At 66.7% G+C, this 20730-nt stretch carries 14 protein-coding genes; 5 read left to right on the top strand and 9 right to left on the bottom strand.

All coding sequences use genetic code 11. From position 1 onward, the window contains the following. Nucleotides 1-22 precede the first annotated feature (22 nt). Both arfA and IEY07_RS03460 read right to left on the bottom strand, forming a co-directional pair. Nucleotides 23-1537 (bottom strand): arabinosylfuranosidase ArfA, encoded by a 1515-nt coding sequence (gene arfA / locus IEY07_RS03465; protein WP_444543312.1) that lies wholly within the window; start codon nucleotides 1535-1537, stop codon nucleotides 23-25. A gap of 114 nt (nucleotides 1538-1651) precedes the next feature. Continuing rightward, on the bottom strand, nucleotides 1652-2656 hold the full coding sequence (locus IEY07_RS03460; protein ID WP_444543311.1) for a formylglycine-generating enzyme family protein: 1005 nt from the start codon (nucleotides 2654-2656) through the stop codon (nucleotides 1652-1654). Between the two features lie 300 nt (nucleotides 2657-2956). Between IEY07_RS03460 and IEY07_RS03455 the strand changes: the two genes are divergently transcribed. The 5 genes from IEY07_RS03455 (at nucleotide 2957) to IEY07_RS03435 (ending at nucleotide 10559) form a co-directional block, all read left to right on the top strand. Continuing rightward, nucleotides 2957-3673 carry an endonuclease domain-containing protein gene (locus IEY07_RS03455; protein ID WP_188893731.1) on the top strand — a complete coding sequence of 239 codons (717 nt, stop codon included), beginning with the start codon at nucleotides 2957-2959 and terminating at the stop codon, nucleotides 3671-3673. A 97-nt stretch (nucleotides 3674-3770) separates the two neighbouring features. Beyond that, complete coding sequence (glpK, locus tag IEY07_RS03450; protein ID WP_188893730.1) at nucleotides 3771-5294, top strand: glycerol kinase GlpK; 1524 nt, start codon at nucleotides 3771-3773, stop codon at nucleotides 5292-5294. 9 nt (nucleotides 5295-5303) lie between these two features. Continuing rightward, on the top strand, nucleotides 5304-7058 hold the full coding sequence (locus IEY07_RS03445; protein WP_188893729.1) for an AMP-binding protein: 1755 nt from the start codon (nucleotides 5304-5306) through the stop codon (nucleotides 7056-7058). Nucleotides 7059-7082: 24 nt separating this feature from the next. Continuing rightward, nucleotides 7083-7967 (top strand): CHAD domain-containing protein, encoded by an 885-nt coding sequence (locus IEY07_RS03440; protein ID WP_188893728.1) that lies wholly within the window; start codon nucleotides 7083-7085, stop codon nucleotides 7965-7967. Nucleotides 7968-8102: 135 nt separating this feature from the next. Further along, entirely contained in the window at nucleotides 8103-10559 is a 2457-nt protein-coding gene (locus IEY07_RS03435) for a DNA gyrase/topoisomerase IV subunit A (protein WP_188893727.1), read from the top strand. 13 nt (nucleotides 10560-10572) lie between these two features. On the opposite strand, the gene nagA is transcribed toward IEY07_RS03435, so the two are convergent. The 7 genes from nagA to IEY07_RS03400 all read right to left on the bottom strand — a co-directional run bounded on the left by nagA (nucleotide 10573) and on the right by IEY07_RS03400 (nucleotide 20725). After that, nucleotides 10573-13632, bottom strand: coding sequence for an N-acetylglucosamine-6-phosphate deacetylase (gene nagA / locus IEY07_RS03430; RefSeq protein WP_188893726.1), 3060 nt, complete (start codon nucleotides 13630-13632; stop codon nucleotides 10573-10575). After that, complete coding sequence (locus IEY07_RS03425) at nucleotides 13629-15095, bottom strand: glycoside hydrolase family 3 protein (protein ID WP_188893725.1); 1467 nt, start codon at nucleotides 15093-15095, stop codon at nucleotides 13629-13631. The genes nagA and IEY07_RS03425 overlap by 4 nt, the downstream gene beginning before the upstream one ends. A gap of 13 nt (nucleotides 15096-15108) precedes the next feature. Beyond that, nucleotides 15109-16302: an ROK family protein gene (locus tag IEY07_RS03420; RefSeq protein WP_188893724.1), complete on the bottom strand. Its 1194-nt coding sequence runs from the start codon at nucleotides 16300-16302 to the stop codon at nucleotides 15109-15111. A gap of 200 nt (nucleotides 16303-16502) precedes the next feature. Beyond that, a complete protein-coding gene (locus tag IEY07_RS03415; protein WP_188893723.1) occupies nucleotides 16503-18356 on the bottom strand; it encodes an ABC transporter substrate-binding protein in 1854 nt (617 codons plus the stop codon). Beyond that, nucleotides 18353-18568 carry a hypothetical protein gene (locus IEY07_RS03410; RefSeq protein ID WP_188893722.1) on the bottom strand — a complete coding sequence of 72 codons (216 nt, stop codon included), beginning with the start codon at nucleotides 18566-18568 and terminating at the stop codon, nucleotides 18353-18355. The genes IEY07_RS03415 and IEY07_RS03410 overlap by 4 nt, the downstream gene beginning before the upstream one ends. Further along, complete coding sequence (locus tag IEY07_RS03405) at nucleotides 18565-19644, bottom strand: ABC transporter ATP-binding protein (RefSeq protein ID WP_188893721.1); 1080 nt, start codon at nucleotides 19642-19644, stop codon at nucleotides 18565-18567. The genes IEY07_RS03410 and IEY07_RS03405 overlap by 4 nt, the downstream gene beginning before the upstream one ends. Next, nucleotides 19637-20725, bottom strand: coding sequence for an ABC transporter ATP-binding protein (locus IEY07_RS03400; protein WP_229669650.1), 1089 nt, complete (start codon nucleotides 20723-20725; stop codon nucleotides 19637-19639). Before IEY07_RS03400 ends, IEY07_RS03405 begins: the two co-directional genes overlap by 8 nt. Between the last annotated feature and the right edge of the window lie 5 nt (nucleotides 20726-20730).

Here is a 20730-nt window from a genome sequence, read left to right as displayed (position 1 = left end):
TCGGACTTCGTGCGGGTTTGTGTCAGCGTGTTGACAATCGCAGGCAGTGCCAGGAGATCGGCGGCAGTACGGCGGTGGGGCGTCCGTCGGTGACGGTGGCGCTACCGGGCCTGGGGATCACGCGGTCCGGGGCTTCCTCGGTGTTGTGGGCATGCGGGTCGTCATCGCTGATCATCAGGTGCTCGACGAGCCGGAGCGTGCCGCCGAAGGCGACCGGGTCGACGGTCAGCTGCAACGGATCCGTACGGCTCCGGTTGGCGGCGAAGATCACCAGCTCGCCGGTCTGATCGTCGTAGGTGGCCACACTGTGCAACTGATCCACCTCGCCGTACCGGTCGGTGGTGATCACCGGGCCGCGGGAGGCGACGTCGAGCACGACCGGTTTCGCGTGCCGGGCGGTCAGCGCGAACGGATGGAAGATCGTCTGCCGCCAGGCCGCACCGCCCGGCCGAGTCATGATCGGGGCGATCACGTTCACCAACTGCGCCTGGCAGGCGACCGCGACCCGGTCGGTGTGCCGGAGCAGCTCGATCAGCAGGCTGCCGACCACCACAGCGTCCTGGACGTCGTAACTGTCCTCGATCAGATCCCGGGCCGCCTTCACCCGTTCGAGATCACGGTCGGCGAACCGCTCTTGGAACCACACATTCCATTCGTCGAAGCTGATCATGATCTGCTTGTCGGACTTGTGCGTCGCCGCGACATGATCAGCGGTCGCCACCACCGAGGAGATGAATCGGTCCAAGTCCTCCGCGCTGGCCAGGAATGACTGGTGATCACCGTCGACCGGTTCGTAGTAGGCATGGGCGGAGATCAACTCCACCTGGTCGAAACAGCGGTCGAGCACCTCACGTTCCCAAGTGCCGAAGGTCGGCATCCCGCGATTGCTCGACCCGCAGGCGATCAGCTGCAGCGACGGGTCGAACATCTTCATCGCCCGAGCGGTCTCGGCAGCCAGCCGGCCGTACTCCTGCGGTGTCTTGTGGCCGAGCTGCCACGGCCCGTCCATCTCGTTGCCCAGGCACCAGATATCGACATCGTACGGCTCCGGGTGCCCGTTGCGGACGCGTTCGTCCGACAGCGCGGTGCCCGGTTTGCCGTTGACGTACTGCAGGTATTCCATCGCCTCCCGGACGCCCGCGGTGCCGAGGTTGACCGCCAGCATCGGCTCCAGGTCCAGCCGCGTGCACCACTGCAGGAATTCATCGGTGCCGACCTCGTTGGTCTCTATCGTGTTCCAGGCGAAGTCCAGCCTCGTCGGTCGGTCGGCGGCCGGACCGACGCCGTCGCGCCAGTCGTAGCCGGAGACGAAGTTGCCGCCCGGGTAGCGGATGATCGTCGGACCCAGTTCGGTGATTAGCTCCGCGACATCGCGACGGAAGCCGTGCTCGTCGGCTGTCGGGTGGTCGGGCTCGTAGATGCCGGTGTAGACGCAGCGGCGGAGGTGTTCGACGAAGGAACCGAACAACCGGCGGCGCAACGGGCCGACCGTGAACATCGGATCGAGTCTGATCGTCGCGTTCGCGGGCTGCGGCACGGATGGCACTCCCCTTTCTCGATTAGCTCGCCTCGATGATCCACCCCGATGGAAACAGACCGTGATTGTGACCCTGCCACACTGATTACAAGGTTGTAAAGGCCTGTCCGGCGATCAGAAAGCGATCCGGAATCCGTTGTTGCCGCCGCCGCTGTTGGGGTCGTTCCTGCTCCGCGCCGCGACCCGGTAGCGGTTGCAGTAGGACTTGTGGCACAGATACGACCCGCCCCGCATCACCCGTTGCGGGCCAGTCTCCGGGCCGGTTGGATTGTGCTCGGGCGTCCCGTCGGCGCGGATCGGGTGATCGGTCCCCCAGCGGTCGGCCGTCCACTCCCAGACGTTGCCGACCACCTCGTAGAGGCCGTAGCCGTTGTCCGGAAAACTGCGCACCGGGGCGGTCCCGCGGTAGCCGTCCTCGGCCTCGTTGCGAATCGGAAAGCGGCCCTGCCAGATATTGCACAGATGCTTGCCGCCGGGGGTCAGGTCGTCGCCCCACGGATAGCGGGCCTGGTCCAGGCCGCCACGGGCCGCGTACTCCCACTCTGCCTCGGTCGGCAGCCGGCCGCCGGCCCAGTCGCAGTAGGCGACCGCGTCGTTCCAGGAGACATGCACCACCGGATGGTTGCCGCGACCACCCAGCTCAGAGCCGGGCCCCTCGGGGTGATCCCAGGTGGCGCCGTCGACCGCGCACCACCAGGGCGTTCCTTCTGGGCGCGAGCTGATCTTGCGGAGCGCGGCCGGCAGGAATCCGGCGAACACGAAACTCCAGCCGAAGGTCTCGGCCTCGGTCCGGTGGCCGGTCGCCCGGATGAAGCGGGCGAACTGGTCGTTGGTCACGGCGGTCGCGCTGATCGCGAAGGGATCCAGCCGCACCGACCGGATCGGCCCCTCGGCGTCGTCGGGGAAACCCTCGGCGTCGTCGGTCCCCATCCGGAACTCGCCGCCCGGCAACTCGATCCGCTCTCCCAGGTCCGGCTCCACCCGGCTCGGCATCGGGCTCGGCATCGTGGGGCTGCCGAGCGGTTGCGGGCCGTCGCCCCGTCCGCCCGGAGCGCAGCAAGAAGCGTGATCATGCACTGGGCCACGGTAATACGAGAAGATCGGCGGGCCAGATCGCATCCATTGCCAGAGCTGGGCCGAATCGATGATCTGACCCGCAGAAATGCACGTTGTCCACAGCCGAACACACTCCGAGGCTTTTCCACAGATTCGGCTCGGCCCGAAACACCTGCTCGATCGAGCCCCATTGTTCCGATTGTGAAGGCAGACATCGAAGAGCTCTTCCGAGCGAACGGAGGGGTGTTGCGCCGCGCTGACCATCCGTTGTTCAGCCGTCGCCTCGATGGCCTACGCAGCCGAGGCATCCTGGAATCTCCGCTGCCGGGAATTCTCTGCCTCCCGGGTTCGACGAACGACCTGGTGATCGCACTCCGGGCGGGCCAGTTGTGGGCAGGACCGGATTCGGTCCTGATCGGACGTTCGGCCGCCCGGCTCACCTTCTGGCCGGAACTCGAGGTCCGACGTTACGACTTCGCCACACCGCGTAAGCGCCACGGACGTCGTGGCCCATGGACGTTGACCCAGCGAGTCACCCCACCAGAACTGGTGTGGCATCACCACGGCCTGCGAATCGCAGCACCCGAACTGACCGCGATCGATCTGGCGTCGGAGCGCGACGGCGGCGATGCGATCGATCGTGCATTGCGAGCCGGGGTGACCCTGGACCGGATCCAGGCGGCCTTCGACAACACTCGGGGCCGCGTCGGGAATACGGCTCGCAAGCGGCTGCTGCGAGACTCCAGGGACAGCCCGTGGTCGGAGGCGGAGCGACGGCTGCACGCCCTGCTCCACGCCGAAAACATCAAGGGCTGGTCCGCCAACTATTGGATCGGTCTGCCGAATCTGGAGACCCGGGGCGCCTTCGTAGATGTCTTGTTCAAGAGCCGGAAGGTCGTGGTGGAGGTCGACGGCTACGAGTTCCACCACGACCGGGCCGCGTTCGAGCGAGATCGTCGTCGGCGCAACGAGTTGGTTCTCGCCGGATACACGGTTCTCAACTTCACGTGGGAGCAGATCACGCAGTCCGCCGACTGGGTGATCGGGTGCATCCGGCGCGCTCTGGCAGCGCGGGTGTGAACTATTGCGGGTCAGATGCGCAAAACCGACCCCCAAGTCCATGATGACCGATCTGGCCCGCTGATGTACTCACGGCCGCCCTGGCATGATCACCCGCATGGGCGATTTCGTAGCGGCGATCGATCAGGGGACGACGAGCACCCGGTTCATGGTGTTCGACCACGCGGGCAAGGAGATCGGCAAGCACCAGGTCGAACACGAGCAGATCCTGCCGCGATCGGGCTGGGTCGAACACGACCCGGTCGAGATCATCGAACGCACCCGCGAGGTGATCGGCGCCACCCTCGACAAGCTGCACCTCGCCGCCTCCGATCTGGAGGCGGTCGGCATCGCCAACCAGCGCGAGACCGCTGTCGTCTGGAACAAGCGGACCGGCCGCCCCTACACCAACGCCATCGTCTGGCAGGACACCCGCACCGACCGGATCGCCGCCGCCCTGGACCGTGACGGCCACGGCGATGTGATCCGGCAGAAGGCCGGCATCCCGCCCGCCACCTACTTCTCGGCCGGCAAGGTGCAGTGGATCCTGGACAACGTCGACGGTGTCCGTGCCGCCGCCGAAAAGGGTGACGCGCTCTTCGGCACCGTCGACAGCTGGATCTTGTGGAGTCTGACCGGCGGCCCGGACGGCGGCGTCCATGCCACCGACGTCACGAACGCCTCCCGGACGATGCTGATGGATCTGGTCACGCTGGACTGGGACGACGAGCTGCTCGGCTTCTTCGGCATTCCCCGCACCATGCTGCCGCGGATCCGCAGCTCGTCCGAGCCCGATCTCTTCGGCACTACCCGCGCGGACGGTCCGGCCGGTGCCGAACTGCCGCTGGCCGGCATTCTCGGTGATCAACAGGCGGCGATGGTCGGGCAGGTGTGTCTGCAGCGCGGAGAGGCGAAGAACACCTACGGCACCGGCAATTTCCTGTTGATGAACACCGGCACCGACCTGGTCCGTTCCGAGAACGGGCTGTTGTCGACGGTGTGCTACCGCTTCGGCGACGACGACCCGGTCTACGCGCTCGAAGGATCGATCGCCGTCACCGGCTCGGCAGTGCAGTGGTTGCGGGACCAGCTCAAGATCATCGACGACGCGGCGGACAGCGAGACCCTGGCAGCCAGCGTCGAGGACAGCGGCGGCGTCTACTTCGTGCCGGCGTTCTCGGGCCTCTTCGCCCCCTACTGGAGATCGGACGCCCGCGGCGCGATCGTCGGCCTGTCCCGTTTCAACACCGGCGCCCACATCGCCCGGGCCACGCTGGAAGCGATCTGCTACCAGAGCAAGGATGTCGCCGACGCGATGGAGAAGGACTCCGGCGTGCATCTGGACGTGCTGAAGGTCGACGGCGGCATCACAGCCAACGAATTGTGCATGCAGATCCAGGCCGACGTGCTCGGCGTCCAGGTGAGCCGCCCACAGGTCCCCGAGACCACCGCCCTGGGTGCGGCCTACGCCGCCGGCCTGGCGACCGGCTTCTGGAAGGACACCGACGAACTGCGGGCCAACTGGCACGAGGACAAACGCTGGACACCGCGGATCGACGACCAGGCCCGCGCCGGCGGACACGCCAACTGGCGTAAGGCGGTTGAGCGCACGCTGGGCTGGGTCGACGTCGATTCACGGTAGCGTCGGCTCATGCCGACCCATCCGCAGGTGCGCGCCGCACGGGACTTCCTGTTGCTGCACCGCAGTGACTACGACACCGCGTACGCCGGCTTCACCTGGCCCGAGCTGCCGTTGTTCAACTTCGCGACCGACTGGTTCGACGGGCTGGCCGAGGAGACGCCGGACCAGGTCGCGCTGCGGGTGGTCGATGCGACGGCCGACGGCGGCATCGGGCGCGATCAGTCACTGACCTTCGCCGAGCTGCGGGACCGTTCGGTTGCGGTGGCGCACTGGCTGGTGGGCCTGGGCGTACGCCGCGGTGACCGGGTGCTGCTGGTGCTCGGCAACTGCGTCCCGCTCTGGGAGGTGATGCTGGCCGCGATCCGGATCGGCGCGGTGATCATCCCGGCCACCCCGCAGCTGGCCGCGCATGATCTTGCCGATCGGGTTGATCGGGGCGACGCCAAGATTCTGATCGCCGACACCGGTGACCAGGACAAGTTCGCCGACCTGCAGGTTCCGTACGGCAAGGTCGCGGTCGACGGCTCCGGTTCGGGCGCCCCGGCACCCGGCGGCTGGCACGACTACGCGACCGTGATCACGGATCCGTCCGCGGACCGCCATTTCCCCGGAGTCAGCAAGGCCGAGGACCCGCTGCTGCTCTACTTCACCTCCGGCACCACCGCGCTGCCGAAGCTGGTCGAACACACCCAGGTCTCCTATCCGATCGGGCATCTGAGCACGATGTACTGGCTGGGCCTGCGGCCGGGCGACGTGCATCTCAACATCAGTTCCCCCGGCTGGGCCAAACACGCGTGGAGCAGCTTCTTCGCACCCTGGCTGGCGGGCGCGTCAATCCTGGTCTACAACTACCAGCGCTTCAACGCCGACGGGCTGCTGCGCGTCCTTGGCCAGGCCGGCGTGACCACCTTCTGCGCGCCGCCGACGGTCTGGCGGATGTTGATCCAGACCGATCTCGCGGCGGCCACCAACTCCATCCGGGAGGCGGTCTCGGCGGGCGAGCCGCTGAATCCCGAGGTGATCGAACAGGTCCGTACGGCCTGGGGCCTGACCATCCGCGACGGCTACGGCCAGACCGAGACCTCTGCCCAGGCAGGCAACCCGCCCGGAGTGGAGCTCAAGCTCGGTTCGATGGGCCGGCCACTGCCCGGGTATTCCGTACGCCTGGTGGATCCGGCGACCGGTGAGACCCGGCCCGACGAGGGCGAGTTGTGCCTCGACCTCGATCCTTCGACAGGCTCAGGACACGGCCGTCCGCTGTCGCTGATGACCGGCTACAAGGAACGCGCCGACAGCTTCGACGACGTCAAGAACCAGCACGCGTTCGACGGCGGGGTCTACCACACCGGCGATGTGGTCAGCATCGACGCCGACGGCTACCTGACCTACGTCGGACGGGCTGACGACGTCTTCAAGGCCAGCGACTACCGGATCAGCCCGTTCGAGTTGGAGTCGGTGCTGATCGAGCACCCCGCGGTTGCCGAGGCCGCCGTCGTACCGCACCCGGATCCGGTCCGGCTCGCGGTCCCGAAGGCGTACGTGGTGCTGACGGCGGGTCGCGAGCCCGACGCGCAGACCGCGAAGGATATCTTCGGCTTCGTGAGGGCCCAGCTGGCGCCGTACAAGCGGATCAGGATCCTGGAATTCGCCGACCTGCCCAAGACGATCAGCGGCAAGATCCGGCGGGTTGAGTTGCGCCGGACCGAGGAGGCCCGGGACGGCCGGCGCGCTGAGAACGAGTTCTACGCCAGTGACTTCGACTAGCCCACGACCGACGGGGGACATCAGGTGAGCAAGATCGAGTCCGAGAGCACCCTGGCCGACGTCCTGGGCCGCTACATCGCCGTCCAGTGCGAGGTGGTGCTGTCGATCAACGCCGAACTGGAGAAGGTCCTGGAGTCGGCGGCGCCCCAGATCGACGACGACCAGGTGCACGATGCCCGCGTCGCCTGTCGTCGGTTGCGGAGCGTGACCCGGGTCTTCGCCGACGTCTTCTCGGTTCCCGAGGCCGGACGACTGTCCGATGACGCGCGCTGGTACGGGCTGGCGCTGGGCGGCATCCGCGACCTCGACGTGCTGGCCGCGCGGATCGGTGCCGCCCTGGACGAGTTGGACGAGGATCTGGTGCTGCACGATCCGAGGGCGGAGTTGGCGCAGCAGATCGATTACCGGCGTCAGATCGCGATCGCCGGGCTCCGCGATGCCACCCACAGCGAGCGCTACGCCGACCTCACTGCGCAGCTGCACGGTTGGAAGAGCCGCCCGCCGTGGGCCCCGCCGGCCGACAAGCCCGCTGCCAAGATCAAGAAGTACGTCCGGAAGGCCGACCACACGCTGGCCAAGCGGTTGCGCCGGGCCATGGCCGCCGTCGCCGCCCACGACGAGGAGGCCGACGAGCTGATCCATTCAGCGCGCAAGGCGGGCAAGCGGCACCGGTACGCGGCCGAGGCGGCTGTCCCGGTGCTCGGTCAGGCCGCCGACAAGGTGGTGGCCGACCGCAAGGACCTGCAGGACCTGCTCGGCGATTACCAGGACAGCCGGCTGGCCTCGGTCTTCCTGCGCGATCTCGGCGGTATCCCCGGCCGCAACGGCTTCACCTTCGGGGTGTTGTACGCCGCCGAGGCCGACCACCGCCGCCGGCTCCGCAAGCTGGTCGCCAAGCGCATCAAATAGCCGAGGGGTCACAAAGTCCCTGATTCCTGCGGCGCGTCGCGGGCTCGGTGACCTCTCGGCGAGCCATCACAGCGATTGTTGGCCGCCTGAGAGACAATCTCCCAAGCCCCAGAACTGAGGAGTCACCGACCCACGATGCCTGCCCGCAAGTCCCAGACACCACCGCCCGACGACTTCGCCGAGCGGATCGTCGACATCGACGTCTCCTCGGAGATGGAGACCAGCTTCCTCGAGTACGCCTATTCGGTGATCTACGCCCGGGCGCTGCCGGATGCCCGGGACGGCCTCAAACCCGTGCAGCGGCGGATCCTCTACTCGATGCGGGACATGCGGATCTATCCCGACCGTCCACACGTGAAATGCGCCCGGGTCGTCGGCCAGGTGATGGGCGTGTTGCACCCGCACGGCGACGGCGCGATCTACGACGCGCTGGTCCGGATGGCCCAACCGTGGGTGATGCGGTTGCCGATGGTCGACGGGCACGGCAACTTCGGCTCGCTGGACGCGGGCCCGGCGGCCATGCGTTACACCGAGTGCCGGATGGCGTCACCGGCGATGGCGATGACCGACGGGCTGGACAAGGACACCGTCGACTTCAAGAGCAACTACGACGGCAAGGAGACCGAGCCGATCGTGCTGCCGTCGGCGATCCCGAATCTGCTCGTCAACGGCACGAACGGCATCGCGGTCGGGATGGCGACCAACTGCGCCCCGCACAACCTGGTCGAGGTCGTCCAGGCATTGCGGCACCTGCTCAAGCATCCCAACGCGACCCTCGACACTTTGATGCGCTTCATCCCTGGCCCTGACCTGCCGACCGGTGGCAAGATCATCGGCCTGGACGGCATCCGGGAGGCGTACGAGACCGGCAAGGGTTCCTTCAAGATCAGAGCCACCGCCCGGGTCGAGCAGGTCACCCCGCGCCGCAAGGGCATCGTGATCACCGAGCTGCCCTACAACGTCGGTCCGGAGAAGATCATCGAGCAGATCAAGACGCAGGTGGGCGCCAAGAAGCTGCAGGGCATCGCCGACCTGAAGGATCTGACCGATCTGGCCAATGGCACCCGGCTGGTGATCGAGGTCAAGAACGGCTTCAACCCCGATGCCCTGCTGGAGCAGCTCTATCGGCTGACCAAGCTCGAGGACTCGTTCGCGATCAACGCCGTCGCGTTGGTCGAGGAACAGCCGAGAACCCTTCCCCTGAAGGAGATGCTGGAGGTCTACCTCAAGCATCGGCTGGAGGTGACACTGCGGCGTACCACCTTCGACCGGGACAAGGCGGCCGACCGGCTGCACCTGGTCGAGGGCCTGTTGATCGCGATCGTCGACATCGACGACGTGATCGCGATCATCCGCGGTTCGGACGACGCCGCGGCTGCCCGGGCGCGCCTCATCGAGGCCTTCGACCTGACCGAGACCCAGGCCAACTTCATCCTGGACATGCAGCTTCGTCGGCTGACCAAGTACTCCAAGATCGAATTGGAGTCCGAGCGCGACGAGCTGCAGAACACGATCGCCGAGCTGACCGAGATCATCGAGAGCGACGAGCTGTTGCGGACCCTGGTCGGCAATGAGCTGGCCGAGGTCGCCAAGCAGTTCGGCACCCCGCGGCGGACGATCCTGCTGTCCTCCAGCGGTGTCACCACGACCGCCAACGCGGCCCCGCTCGAGGTGCCCGATGACCCGTGCTGGGTGCTGCTGTCCTCGGCCGGGCTGCTGGCCCGGACCGAGAATGCCGAACCGCTACCGACCGAGGGGGGCAGGAGCAACCACGACGTGATCATCTCCGCGGTCCGGACCACGGCCCGCGGTGAGTACGGCCTGATCACCAGTTCCGGCCGGCTGATCCGTGGCAACGCACTGGATCTGCCGACCGTGCCGGTGACTGCCAATGCTCCCAACCTGCAGGGCGGCGCCCACGTCGCCGAGCTGATCGCGGCCGCCGAGCCCGGCGAGCGGATCCTGGCTCTCGTCCGGCTCGGCGACGAGGCCACGACCATCGCACTGGGCACCCGCAACGGCATCGTCAAGCGGGTCAATCCGGAGACCCTCAACCGCGACGTCTGGGACATCATGCGGCTCGACGACGGGGACCAGGTGGTCGGTGCGCTGGAGCTGGCCGACGACAACGCCGAGCTGGCGTTCATCTCCGACGACGCCCAGTTGCTGCACTTCCCCGCATCCTCGGTACGCCCCCAGGGTCGGTCCGGGGGCGGTATCGCCGGGATCAAGCTCTCGGCCGGCCGCCGGGTGGCCTTCTTCGGCGCCTTCCGCCCCGACACCGATGCGATCGTGGTCACCGTCGCCGGCAGCAGCGATGCGCTGCCCGGCACCGACGCCGGGACGATCAAGGTCACGCCCTTCGACCAGTATCCGGGCAAAGGCCGCGCGACCGGCGGCGTACGGTGCCATCGGTTCCTGAAGGGCGAGGATACGTTGCTGTTCGCCTGGGCCGGACCGGTACCGGCGGTTGCCGCCGCCGACAGTGGTGCACCGATCGATCTGCCGGCGGCCGACGGACGTCGGGACGGCTCCGGCACCCCGGCCGCACAGCCGATCGTGGCGGCCGGGACCAGGCTGCTGGCCCAGTGAGCGATGGAGACCGCTATTTGGCCACCGGCTCCAGCTGCCCGCTGAGCATCGACAAGATCACCACGTTGTCGGCGTAGAGCGAGTCCTGGATCAGCGGATCGTCGTTGGTCGGGAAGTTCTTGACCCGGACACCGTTGAGCGCCGGCGAATTCCCCAGTCGCTCGAAGAGCGGGATGATCGGCAGATCGGCGTTGAAGATCTGCGCGAGCTTGGTGGTGTTGGCGATCAGCACCTTCTGGTCGATGCCGCTGCCGGTGGCGTTGATCAACTTCTGGATGTCCACGGTGCCGAAGCCGCTCACCGTACGTTTCAGGGCGTAGTTCATGCCCTTGCCGCCGTTGCTCTGCGCCATCGTGTAGTTGTAGTTCAGGAATGCCGCGACGAAGGAGAAGTACGGATACGGCTGGGCCGAGTTGCCCCAGGACTGGATGGCCAGCTGGAATTGGCCCTTGTAGATGCTGGTCGGCTGCTGAGTGGAGACCACACCGCGCAGGGTGATCGGGATGCCGAAGCCGCCGAACTGCTCGCCGAGATCCTTGGCCGCACCGCTCCAGTCGGCGTAGTCGGAGGGGAACAGCAACTCGTAGGTGGCCGGCTTGCCGTTCGGCAGCCGCCACTTCTTACCGGAGCGCTTCCATCCCGCGCTCTCCAGCAGTGCTGCCGCCTTGTCCGGGTCGTGGCCGTAGCCGTTGAGCTTGGACTTGCCGGCCGGATCCACCCAGCCGTCCACCAGGAAGTCGGAGAATCCCGTGTAGTACTTGGTCGCCTTGCCCGACGATCCCAGCGCAGCATCGCCGTTGCGATCATGATCGATCACGTAGTTCAGCGCCTGCCGGACCCTGGCGTCGTTGAATTCCGGCTGCGCGCCGTAGTTCATGAAGAGTGCCGGGCCCGAATAGGTGGGCGGCTTGAGGATCTCGTAGCCGATGGCCTCGAACTGTTTGGCCGACGCCACCGGGAAACCGTTGGTCGCATAGTCGATGGTCTTGCTCAACATCAGCGGCGTGACTGCGGGCGTCTCGCCGTTGTAGATCACGATCTTGTCGAATTTGACCCGATCGGCCGCGTACCCCTTGGCATTCTTGACCAGCGTCAGCTGGGTGTTGTTCAGGGTCTTGTAGTCGATGTTGAAGGGGCCGCTGGCGATGTAGGCGTCCGGCTGCAGCCCGACCAGCTTGTTGGTCAGGGAGGCCGATGGCTTCGCCGACGCTCCCCCCGTCTCAGCGGATTTGCGTGCCTGCTCGGCGATGTCGCCGTACTGGCTGGTCGGAATGATGTTGCTGTGCAGCAGATACCGCTCGACGACCGGCGCCGGCTGGTTCATGCTCATGGTGAAGGTATGATCATCCGGAGCGGCGATCTTGTCGATGTACTCCCACAGCGGCGATCCCAGCACCCACTGGCACCAGAAAGTCGTCAGGTAGTCCTGGGAGGTGATCGGTTTGCCGTCACTCCAGGTCAGATCGGACTTGATGGTGACGGTGTAGGTCTTGGTCGCGTCATCCAGCTTGTAGGAGTCGATCAGATAGAGGTCCCAGGTCTGCTGTTTCCAGTGGTAGAAGGCGCTGGGCAACATCACCAGATCGCCGTAGTTGCCGGAGAACAGGATCGCGTTGGGCACCTTCACGAAGGGTTGACCGGCACAGTTGTAATTGCCCTGCGTGGGTGGGAGATACAGCGTGCCGGCATGGAACTCGCCGCCGGCGGCCGCAGCTCCGTGACTGCCCGGCGCACTCTTCGGCGTCGCCGGTGCACAGGCCGACCCGAGCGCGCCGACGCCGACGGCGCCCAGCGACGACAGGCCGACCAATTGGAAGAGATTCCGGCGTGACACGCCGCTCTGGTCACTCATGGCACTCCTTGGGGGTTGTGGCTCCGGCATCCTTGCCGCGGGTTCGACTTCAGGGGTTGCTGCTCGGCGGGAGGCGTACGCCACCGCAATACGTTTCCTGCAAGGAAACTCTTCGGTCAGGACCAGCAGATCAGCGCGGTTGCCGACGGCGAGACTGCCGCGGTCGGCCAGTCCTGCCGCAGCCGCCGGGGTCTGCGAGGCCATCCGGAATCCGTCTGCCACACCGACCCCGACCCGGGTGATCATGGTCCGGACGCAGTCGATCAAGAACACGGTGGACCCCGACAGGCTGCCGGTGCCGGACCGGCGGACGACGCCATCGATCACGTCGACCTCCCGGCCGGAGAAGGCGTAGTGGCCGTCCCCGAGACCGGCGGCGATCGAGGCATCGGTGACCAGCACCGCCCGGCGGCCGCCCTCGACCGCGGCCGCCAACCGCAGGACCGGGGTCGCGATGTGATGCCCGTCGGCGATCAGTTCGTAGCTCAACCGAGGATCCGTCAGCGCCGCGGTGATCGGGCCGGGGCTCCGGTGGCCGAGCGGGATCATCCCGTTGAAGAGGTGGGTGACATGACGCACCCCGGCGCCGACGGCGGCCATCGTCTGCTCGAAGGTCGCATCAGTGTGGCCGATCGCGAACCGGCACCGCGACGCGTACTGCTCGATGATCATGACCGCGCCCTCGAGTTCCGGTGCGATCGTCATCATGATCGGGATCTCTCCCGCCGCGTTCAGCAGCCGACCGGTCAGCGACGGATCCGGCGCTGCCAGCGCCGACTCGAGCTGGGCTCCTCGGCGGACCGGCGACAGGAACGGTCCCTCCAGATGCACCCCGGCCAGATTCGGCAGCCGACCAGCCCGGGTCGCCGAGCCGATCGTCGATGCGGCGTCGATCATCCGGTCAACCGGAGTCGTGGCAACCGATGCGAGCATCGAGGTCGTCCCACGGCGCAGGTGCGATGTCGTGACCCGGGCAAGATCATCATCGGACCCGGAGTAGACCACCGCACCATCGGCGCCGTGACAATGGATGTCGACCAACCCCGGCGCCAGATAGCGACCGCCGAGATCGATGTGCGTGCCGCCGGGCCCAGGCGGTGTGCCCGGTCCGAGCGCGACGATCCGGTCGCCGTCGATCGTCAGCCAGCCCTGCTGCAGCCGGTCGGGCAGCACCATCCTGGCCCCGGTAAAGGTGATCGGACCGTCGGACCTCGCGGTCATACCGGCAACAGGATCTCGGTCGCCGCTGTCGCACACGCCGCCGAGCCGCCGAAGGTGCGGATCCAGGCGCGGGCGGCGGAGAAGTCGCGGTGCGCGAAGCCCATGTCCAGCACCACCACATCGGGAGTGGTCTGCAGGATCCGGTCCAGCACCCGCAGCTGCCAGTCGTAGCGGTGCGGACTGCGGACCAGCACGACGACCTCGCCGTCGGCACCGTACTCCTCGCGGAATTCCGCGATGGCCGCGTGGATCATGCCGTCGCCGTTGTAGGTCTGCTCCGACACGGCGACCCGTTCGACCGTCTGACCTCGCTGGGCCAGCAACCCTTCGACATCACCGTGGCCGCGCCCCGCGGCCGGCGAGACGCCCGGCTCCAGGCGTACGACCAGGACCGCCGAGCCGCGCAGCTGCGGCCGTCCGTTGACCTCGATCGCCTCCCTGGCCAACCGTGGGCCGGTCGTCACATCGGCAGCACCGCTGACGGTGACCGGACCGGCTCCGATTCGCCGGATCCGCTCGGCGGAGCGCTCCAGGGCATCCTGGTCGAGGTCACCGGCGGCGACCGCCGCGGTGATCGCCTCGACGCAGGTGCGGACGTCGTCGCCGAATGACCAGGAGCCCAGGCACAGCGCGTCCGCGCCGGCCTGCAGGGCCCGTACGGCAGCGGTGGCCAGGTCGGCCATCCGGGCGACGCCCTTCATCTCCAGCGCGTCGGTGATCACCACGCCGTCGTAGCCGAGCTCGTCCCGCAACAGCCCGGTGATGATCGGCCTGCTGATCGACGCCGGCCACTCGTCGATGGCGGGGACCTGCGGATGCGAGACCATGATCGAGTCGACACCGGCGGCAACAACGGCCCGGAACGGGTCCAGGTAGTGATCGACCAGCTCATGCCGGGACAGCTCGAGGTTGGGGGTGCCGAGATGAGCATCGGTACCACTCAGCCCGTGTCCCGGAAAATGCTTGGCGCAGGCGCTGACGCCGGTCGACTGTAGTCCCTCGACCCAGGCGACGGCGTGCTCGGCGACCCGCTTCCGGTCGCTGCCGAAGCACCGGACACCGTTGGGCGTCAAGGGGTTGACAGCGACGTCGACGGCCGGGGCGAAGTCCCAGTCGACGCCGAGATCGCGCAGCGCCAGTCCGAGCTGGACCGCGCAGTCCCGGGTGACCGCAAGATCGTCGATCCGTCCGAGCGCCAGGTTGCCCGGGGTGCTGATCACCCCGGTGGCCTCGAGTCTGCTGACGTCTCCGCCCTCCTCGTCGACCGCAAGGTGGATGCCCGGCGCCCGCTCGCGCAGCTGGGCGGTGAGCGCGCGCAACTGATCAGCGGAAACGGCCTCCCGGCCGAAGAGCACGAATCCGCCGAGCCCGGCCGCAACCGGCTCGCTGATCCAGCGCGGTACGGTGGCACGCCCCAGCGACGGGAACAGGACCGCATGGGCGAGCTGGTCGACAGTCGCCATCACCTAACCCCTTTCAGACAACATTCGGTGCCCGGCCGAAGAGGTCGGTCACCCTGGCGCGATCGACGTCGATCGACCCGAGATGTTCTTCGAGGATCCCCATCGACCCGTACAGCCCTGCCAGTGCCGTCGCCAGCGCGCCGTAGAGCCCGGCATGATCACCCAGCGAGGTCCGCTGCAGATCGACCGGGATACCGACGATCTCGCTGACCTCTGCACTGACCCGATGCAGCAGCGCATCGTCCAGCCCGTGGGAGAAACCGCCTGTCAGCAGCACCACCCGCGGCTCGTAGGACAGTGCAACGATCGCCACCAGATGGACGAGGGCCTCGATCACCTGCCGGTGCAGGCCGCCGAAGCGCAGCGGTGCCTGCAGCACCTCACGGGCATCGGTGATGTCGATCCCGTTCTGCTGGGCGTACGCGACCAGTCCGGCCCCGGAGACGAGGTCCCGGATCCGGATCTTCGAGCCCGGCAGATTCAGCCGACCGAATTCTCCCAGCCGGCCGTCCTGGGCCCGCAGGATGGTCCCGTCGATGGCCGCCGCGGAGCCGAGCCCGGTGCCGATCGCCAGCAGGCTGACGGTGTCGCCGGCCCCGATCGAGCCGTAGCGCAACTCTCCGAGCAGGGCCAGATTCGAGTCGTTCTCCAGGACGACCGGCGCCGCGAAGACCGACCGCAGGGCGTCGATGAAGTCGGTGCCCCCGATCTGCGGCAGGTTCTGGGACGCGACCACCCGGCTGCCGTCCCCCGACAGTGCGCCGGGCAGGCCGATCGCAACCGATCCCAGCGTTCCGGGCCCCGACCGGCCTGCGGTCAGGGTGGCGACCCGATCGCCGATCCAGACTGCTAGACCCGGTCCGTCAAGATCACGAGGCGTCTGGTGGTGGGACCTGGCTACCGCCCGCCCCAGCAGGTCGGCCACAACGAAGCGGCACTGTGAGCCACCCAGATCAACCCCGCACACCAGCCGGGATCCGGCCACGATCCGGATTCCGACCGGAGGGCGTCCAGGCCCGCTCGGCGGCTCGAGCTCGCACTCCTCGACCAGACCCGATGCGCGCAGCTCGTCGACGATCCGGAACACCGTCGCCCGGCTCAGGTCTGCGCCATCGATGATCTGGTTGCGGTCGAGGAGGTTTCCGGACAGCAGCACCGACAACACGGCACTCCGGTTCGCTGAGCGGGCCTGTTCGGCAGTGACCATGGTGTGCGACGTAGATTTCTCTCAGGGTGAACGAAATTAGCCCAAACGTATTGACCGTGACACCTGGATGTCAAGACTCCCTGGGACAATGAAGGGCCGCCCCAACCACACCGGGAGGTGCGGTAGGAGCGGCCCTTCGGTTCGGACCCAGCCGGTGATCAGAACGAATTGATCACGAACGGATGCTCACGAGCGGTTGATCAGGCCTTCGGTCCGATCGTGCCGGTGAACATCCCGTACAGGACCGGGTTGTCGGCGTACAGCGAGTTCTGCACGATGTCGGAATTCGGATCCGGGAACTTCGCGACCCGGACGCCGTCCAACGCCGGTGCGTTGGCATGCCGCTCGAAGAGCGGGATGATCGGCAGCAGGGTGTTGAAGACGATCGCGAGCTCGGTGATGTTCTTCTGCAGCTCGGCGGTGTCGATGCCCGACCCGGACTTGTTGATCATGTCGTTGATGTCGATCTTGCCCTGACCCGGCATCGTCGCGCTCATCGGGAAGTCCATTCCCTTACCGCCAACACCCTTCAGGCCCGGGTAGTTGTTGGTGATGAAGTTGGTGACGAAGGAGAAGTACGGGTACGGCTGGGTCGAGTTACCCCACGAGTTGATCGTCCACTGGTACTGGCCCTTCTGCCACGGTGTGGTGATCTGGGTCGACACCACACCGTGCAGGGTGATCGGGATGCCGAAGGACTTCATCTGGTCGGCAAGGTCCTTCGCCGCCCCGCTCCAGTCGGCGTAGTCGGACGGGTAGAGCAGCTCGTAGGCGGCCTTCTTCCCGTTCGGCAACTGCCAGCCGCTGCCCTGTTTCTTCCAGCCGGCGGCCTCGAGCCCGTGCGCTGCCGCGTCGGGATCGTGCTGGTACTGCTTGAGCTTGCCCTTGCCGTCGGACGTGATCCAGGTATCGACCAGGTTGTCGGAGAAGCCGGAGTAGTAGGTCTGCGGGACACCCGACTCGCCCAGCGCGACCGTTCCGTTCTGCTTGTGGTCGAACGCCTGGATCAGGGCCTGCCGGACCCGGTAGTCGGCGAACTCCGGGACCTTGTCGTAGGAGAAGTAGATCGCCGGGCCGGAGTAGACCGGGGACCGGAGGATCTTGTAGCCCTGGGCCTGGAACTGCTTCTCCGACGCGACCGCGAAGCCGTGGGTCGCGTAGTCGACGTCCTTGCTCAGCACCAGCGGCGTGACGGTCGGCGTCTCGCCGTTGTAGAGCAGGATGCTGGCGAATTTGACCGCCTCGGCCAGCACGCTGCTGGTGTTCTTCTTCAGGCTGAGCTGGGTGGCGTTGATCGTCGAATAGTCGTAGTCGAACGGACCGTTCGGGATCAGCTTGCTCGGCTTGAAGCCGATCAGATCCGAATTCAGCTTGGTGAAGTCGGCGCCGCTGGTATCGGCACCCGCATCGACGATCGCCTTGGCCAGGTCGGCGTACTTGCCGTAGGTCTTGGTGTCGATGATGTTGCTACGCAGCAGGTAGCGCTCCACCACCATCGCCGGGGATTTCATCACCGCGGTGAACGTGGTGTCGTCCGGGGCGTCGATCTTGCTGATCAGCGCCCACAACGGCGAGTTGAGGGCGAACTGGCAGTAGAAGGTCGTCAGGTAGTCCTTGGAGGTCAGCGGCGTGCCGTCCGCCCACTTCAGACCCGACTTGAGCTTGAGCGTGTAGGTGTTGGTGCTCTTGTCCAGCTTGTAGGAGTCCAGCAGGAACAGGGTCCAGGCGTTGGCCTTCCACTGGTAGTAGCCGCTGGGCAGGTTCATCAGGTCGCCGTACGGACCGGGGAAGATCGCGTTCGGAACCGCGACGAACGGCTGGCCGGCGATGTTGAAGTGGCCCTGCGGCGGCTGGGTGTACGGGTACGCGCCGTGGTACTCGCCGGTGCCCGCGGCGGCGCCGCCGGTTCCGCTGGTTCCACCGCCACTGCCGGTGTCGTTCTTCGGTGTCGCCGGAGCACAAGCTGCGGCGGCCCCCAGCCCGGCGACCCCCACGGTCGACAGGCCCATGATCTGCAACACGTTCCGCCGGGACACGCCCTTGGGTTCAGTCACAAGTCCTCCTTGTACGAAGTCAGGCGGGTGATACAACGGGCGCCGATTGCGCCCGCCCCGACGAGGGCCCCGCCCATGATCAGGTTGATGATGGTCACTACGAACTCGTCAGTCCCTGGCTTGACGAGGAACAACAGCAGAACTGATCCCGCCAGGAGGAAGGACCCGAGCATGATCGCGGCTTTGGCCGCCAGAGCCACCACTGCGATCAACCACTGACTGACACCGAAGCATCGGCCGCTGCCCGTCCGGACTCTCGCGCCACAACGTGACACGCGACTTCGCGTCGAGAGCCGATCAAGGACAGCTCGGGCGACGTCACGTCACACAGGCCCTCCTCGAACAACGGACAGCGGGGATGGAAGGTGCAACCACTCGGCAGTGCAGCAAGGCTCGGAATGTCTGCACTGCGCAACCCGCCGCCCGGGAGCTTCTGGGCGGCAAGATCAGGATCCGGCTCCGGCACGGCGTTGAGCAGTGCGCGGGTGTACGGATGTTGGGGGTCGTTGATGACCTGCTGGGTGGGGCCATATTCGACGACCTCACCCAGATACATCACCGCGGTCCGGCCCTCCCAGCCGAAATACTTGGCGATGGCCAGGTCGTGGGTGATGAAGATGAAGCCGACCCCGAGTTCGTCGCGGAGCCGGCCGAGCATGTTCAGCATGCCGACCCGGATCGACACGTCGAGCATCGACGTCGACTCGTCGGCAATGATCAACTTCGGATTCAGCGACAACGCCCGGGCGACCGCGACCCGCTGCCGCTGACCGCCGGACATCTGGTGCGGGAATTTGGACAGGTAGCTCTCCGGCGGCGTCAAGTCGACCCTGCGGAGCAGCTCCGAGGCCTGCTTCCAGGAGTCGTCGTTGCCCTTGGACAGTCCGTGCTTGCGCAACGGGGCCGAGATCGTCTTGTAGACGCTGCGGATCGGATTCAGGGAAGCGTACGGATCCTGGTGCACGTATTGCACCGAAGTCCGGAACTCGGTGAACTGGTCCTTGTCCATCGACCAGATGTCCTGACCGTTGTACGCGACCGTGCCGTCGGTCGGCTTGGTCAGCCCGGCGGCCATCCGCGCGGTCGTGGTCTTGCCGCAACCGGACTCGCCCACCAGGCACAACACCTCGCCGGCGTTGACCGTCAGGTTGACGTCACGCACCGCGGGCCGGTCACCTCGCTTGGTCTTGAAGATCTGCGAGATGCCGCTCAGCTCCATCAGCGGCGTCTGGCGATCGGATGACGGGCGATCGGACGACTTGGGATCGGATGAAATCGGATCAGGCATCAGCCGTCACCACCTCTCGCGGGCTGTGGACCTGCTGCCAGTTGATGCAGGCGGCGGTATGGCTCAGGCCGGCGAGCCGGCTCTCGATCATCTCCAGCTCGGGATCGATCTCGGCGCACTTGTCCTCGGCGTAGCTGCACCGGTCCCGGAAGGCGCAGCCCTTGGGCAGCGTCGCCAGGGACGGCGGAGAACCCGGGATCGATGCCAGGTTGGGCAGATCGCCGGTGACCGGCGGCACCGCGTTGATCAGGCCCGCAGTGTAGGGATGGCGTGGATTCTGGAAGGTGTCGCGGACGCTCCCGGTCTCGATGATCCGACCGGCATACATCGTCGCGACCCGGTCGGCGAGCTCGGCCGCCAGTGCCAGGTCATGGGTGATGAAGATCATCGTGAAGCCGAGCCGCTCCCGCAGCTCCCCCAGCACATCGACGATCGCCCGCTGGGTCAGGATGTCCAGCGCGGTGGTCGGCTCGTCCAGGATCAGCAGCCGCGGATCGAGCAGCAGACTCATCGCGATCAGCACCCGCTGCCGCATACCGCCCGACAACTCGTGCGGATAGCTCGGCAGCACCTGCTTGGGTTCCAGCCGGACGGCGCGCAGCATCTCGGCACTCTTGTCGAGAATCTCATCCTTGCTGGGCTTGTGACCGTCGATCAGGTGCGCCTTCATCGTGTCGGCCATCTGCTCGCCGATCCGCAGCACCGGGTTGAACGAGTTCATCGCGCCCTGGAAGACGATCGCGGCCTCTTCCCAGCGCCAGCGCCGCAAGGCCGCCGTGCCCAGCTTGAGCACGTCGACCGGCTTGTTGTTCTTTCCGACGAAGGTCATGCTGCCGCTCGGCACCGAGCCCAGCCGCGGCAACAATCGCAGCAGGCCGAGGCCGAGAGTGGTCTTGCCGCAACCGGACTCGCCGACCAGGGCCAGTGACTGACCGGGATAGAGATCGAAGCTCACACCCCGAACCGCATCGAGATAGCTCTTCGAACCGGTGGTGTAGCGCACCACCAGGTCTTTGACCGAAAGAATCGGCGTTTCCGTGTTCACGTCGGACTTCGCCGCTGTCATCGTCGTCTCTGCCATCGTCA

The sequence above is a fragment of the Microlunatus endophyticus genome, from assembly GCF_014646195.1.
Lineage (GTDB): Bacteria > Actinomycetota > Actinomycetes > Propionibacteriales > Propionibacteriaceae > Microlunatus > Microlunatus endophyticus.
This window is presented reverse-complemented; position numbering and strand designations above follow the sequence as displayed.

What these genes read in the sequence shown, in the direction of transcription:
- IEY07_RS03425 (WP_188893725.1), bottom strand. Translation starts at nt 15,095, where the DNA reads ATGGCGACTGTCGACCAGCTCGCCCATGCGGTCCTGTTCCCGTCGCTG.
- IEY07_RS03435 (WP_188893727.1), top strand. Translation starts at nt 8,103, where the DNA reads ATGCCTGCCCGCAAGTCCCAGACACCACCGCCCGACGACTTCGCCGAG.
- IEY07_RS03460 (WP_444543311.1), bottom strand. Translation starts at nt 2,656, where the DNA reads ATGCGATCTGGCCCGCCGATCTTCTCGTATTACCGTGGCCCAGTGCAT.
- IEY07_RS03420 (WP_188893724.1), bottom strand. Translation starts at nt 16,302, where the DNA reads ATGGTCACTGCCGAACAGGCCCGCTCAGCGAACCGGAGTGCCGTGTTG.
- glpK (WP_188893730.1), top strand. Translation starts at nt 3,771, where the DNA reads ATGGGCGATTTCGTAGCGGCGATCGATCAGGGGACGACGAGCACCCGG.
- IEY07_RS03445 (WP_188893729.1), top strand. Translation starts at nt 5,304, where the DNA reads ATGCCGACCCATCCGCAGGTGCGCGCCGCACGGGACTTCCTGTTGCTG.
- IEY07_RS03400 (WP_229669650.1), bottom strand. Translation starts at nt 20,725, where the DNA reads ATGGCAGAGACGACGATGACAGCGGCGAAGTCCGACGTGAACACGGAA.
- IEY07_RS03405 (WP_188893721.1), bottom strand. Translation starts at nt 19,644, where the DNA reads ATGCCTGATCCGATTTCATCCGATCCCAAGTCGTCCGATCGCCCGTCA.
- nagA (WP_188893726.1), bottom strand. Translation starts at nt 13,632, where the DNA reads ATGACCGCGAGGTCCGACGGTCCGATCACCTTTACCGGGGCCAGGATG.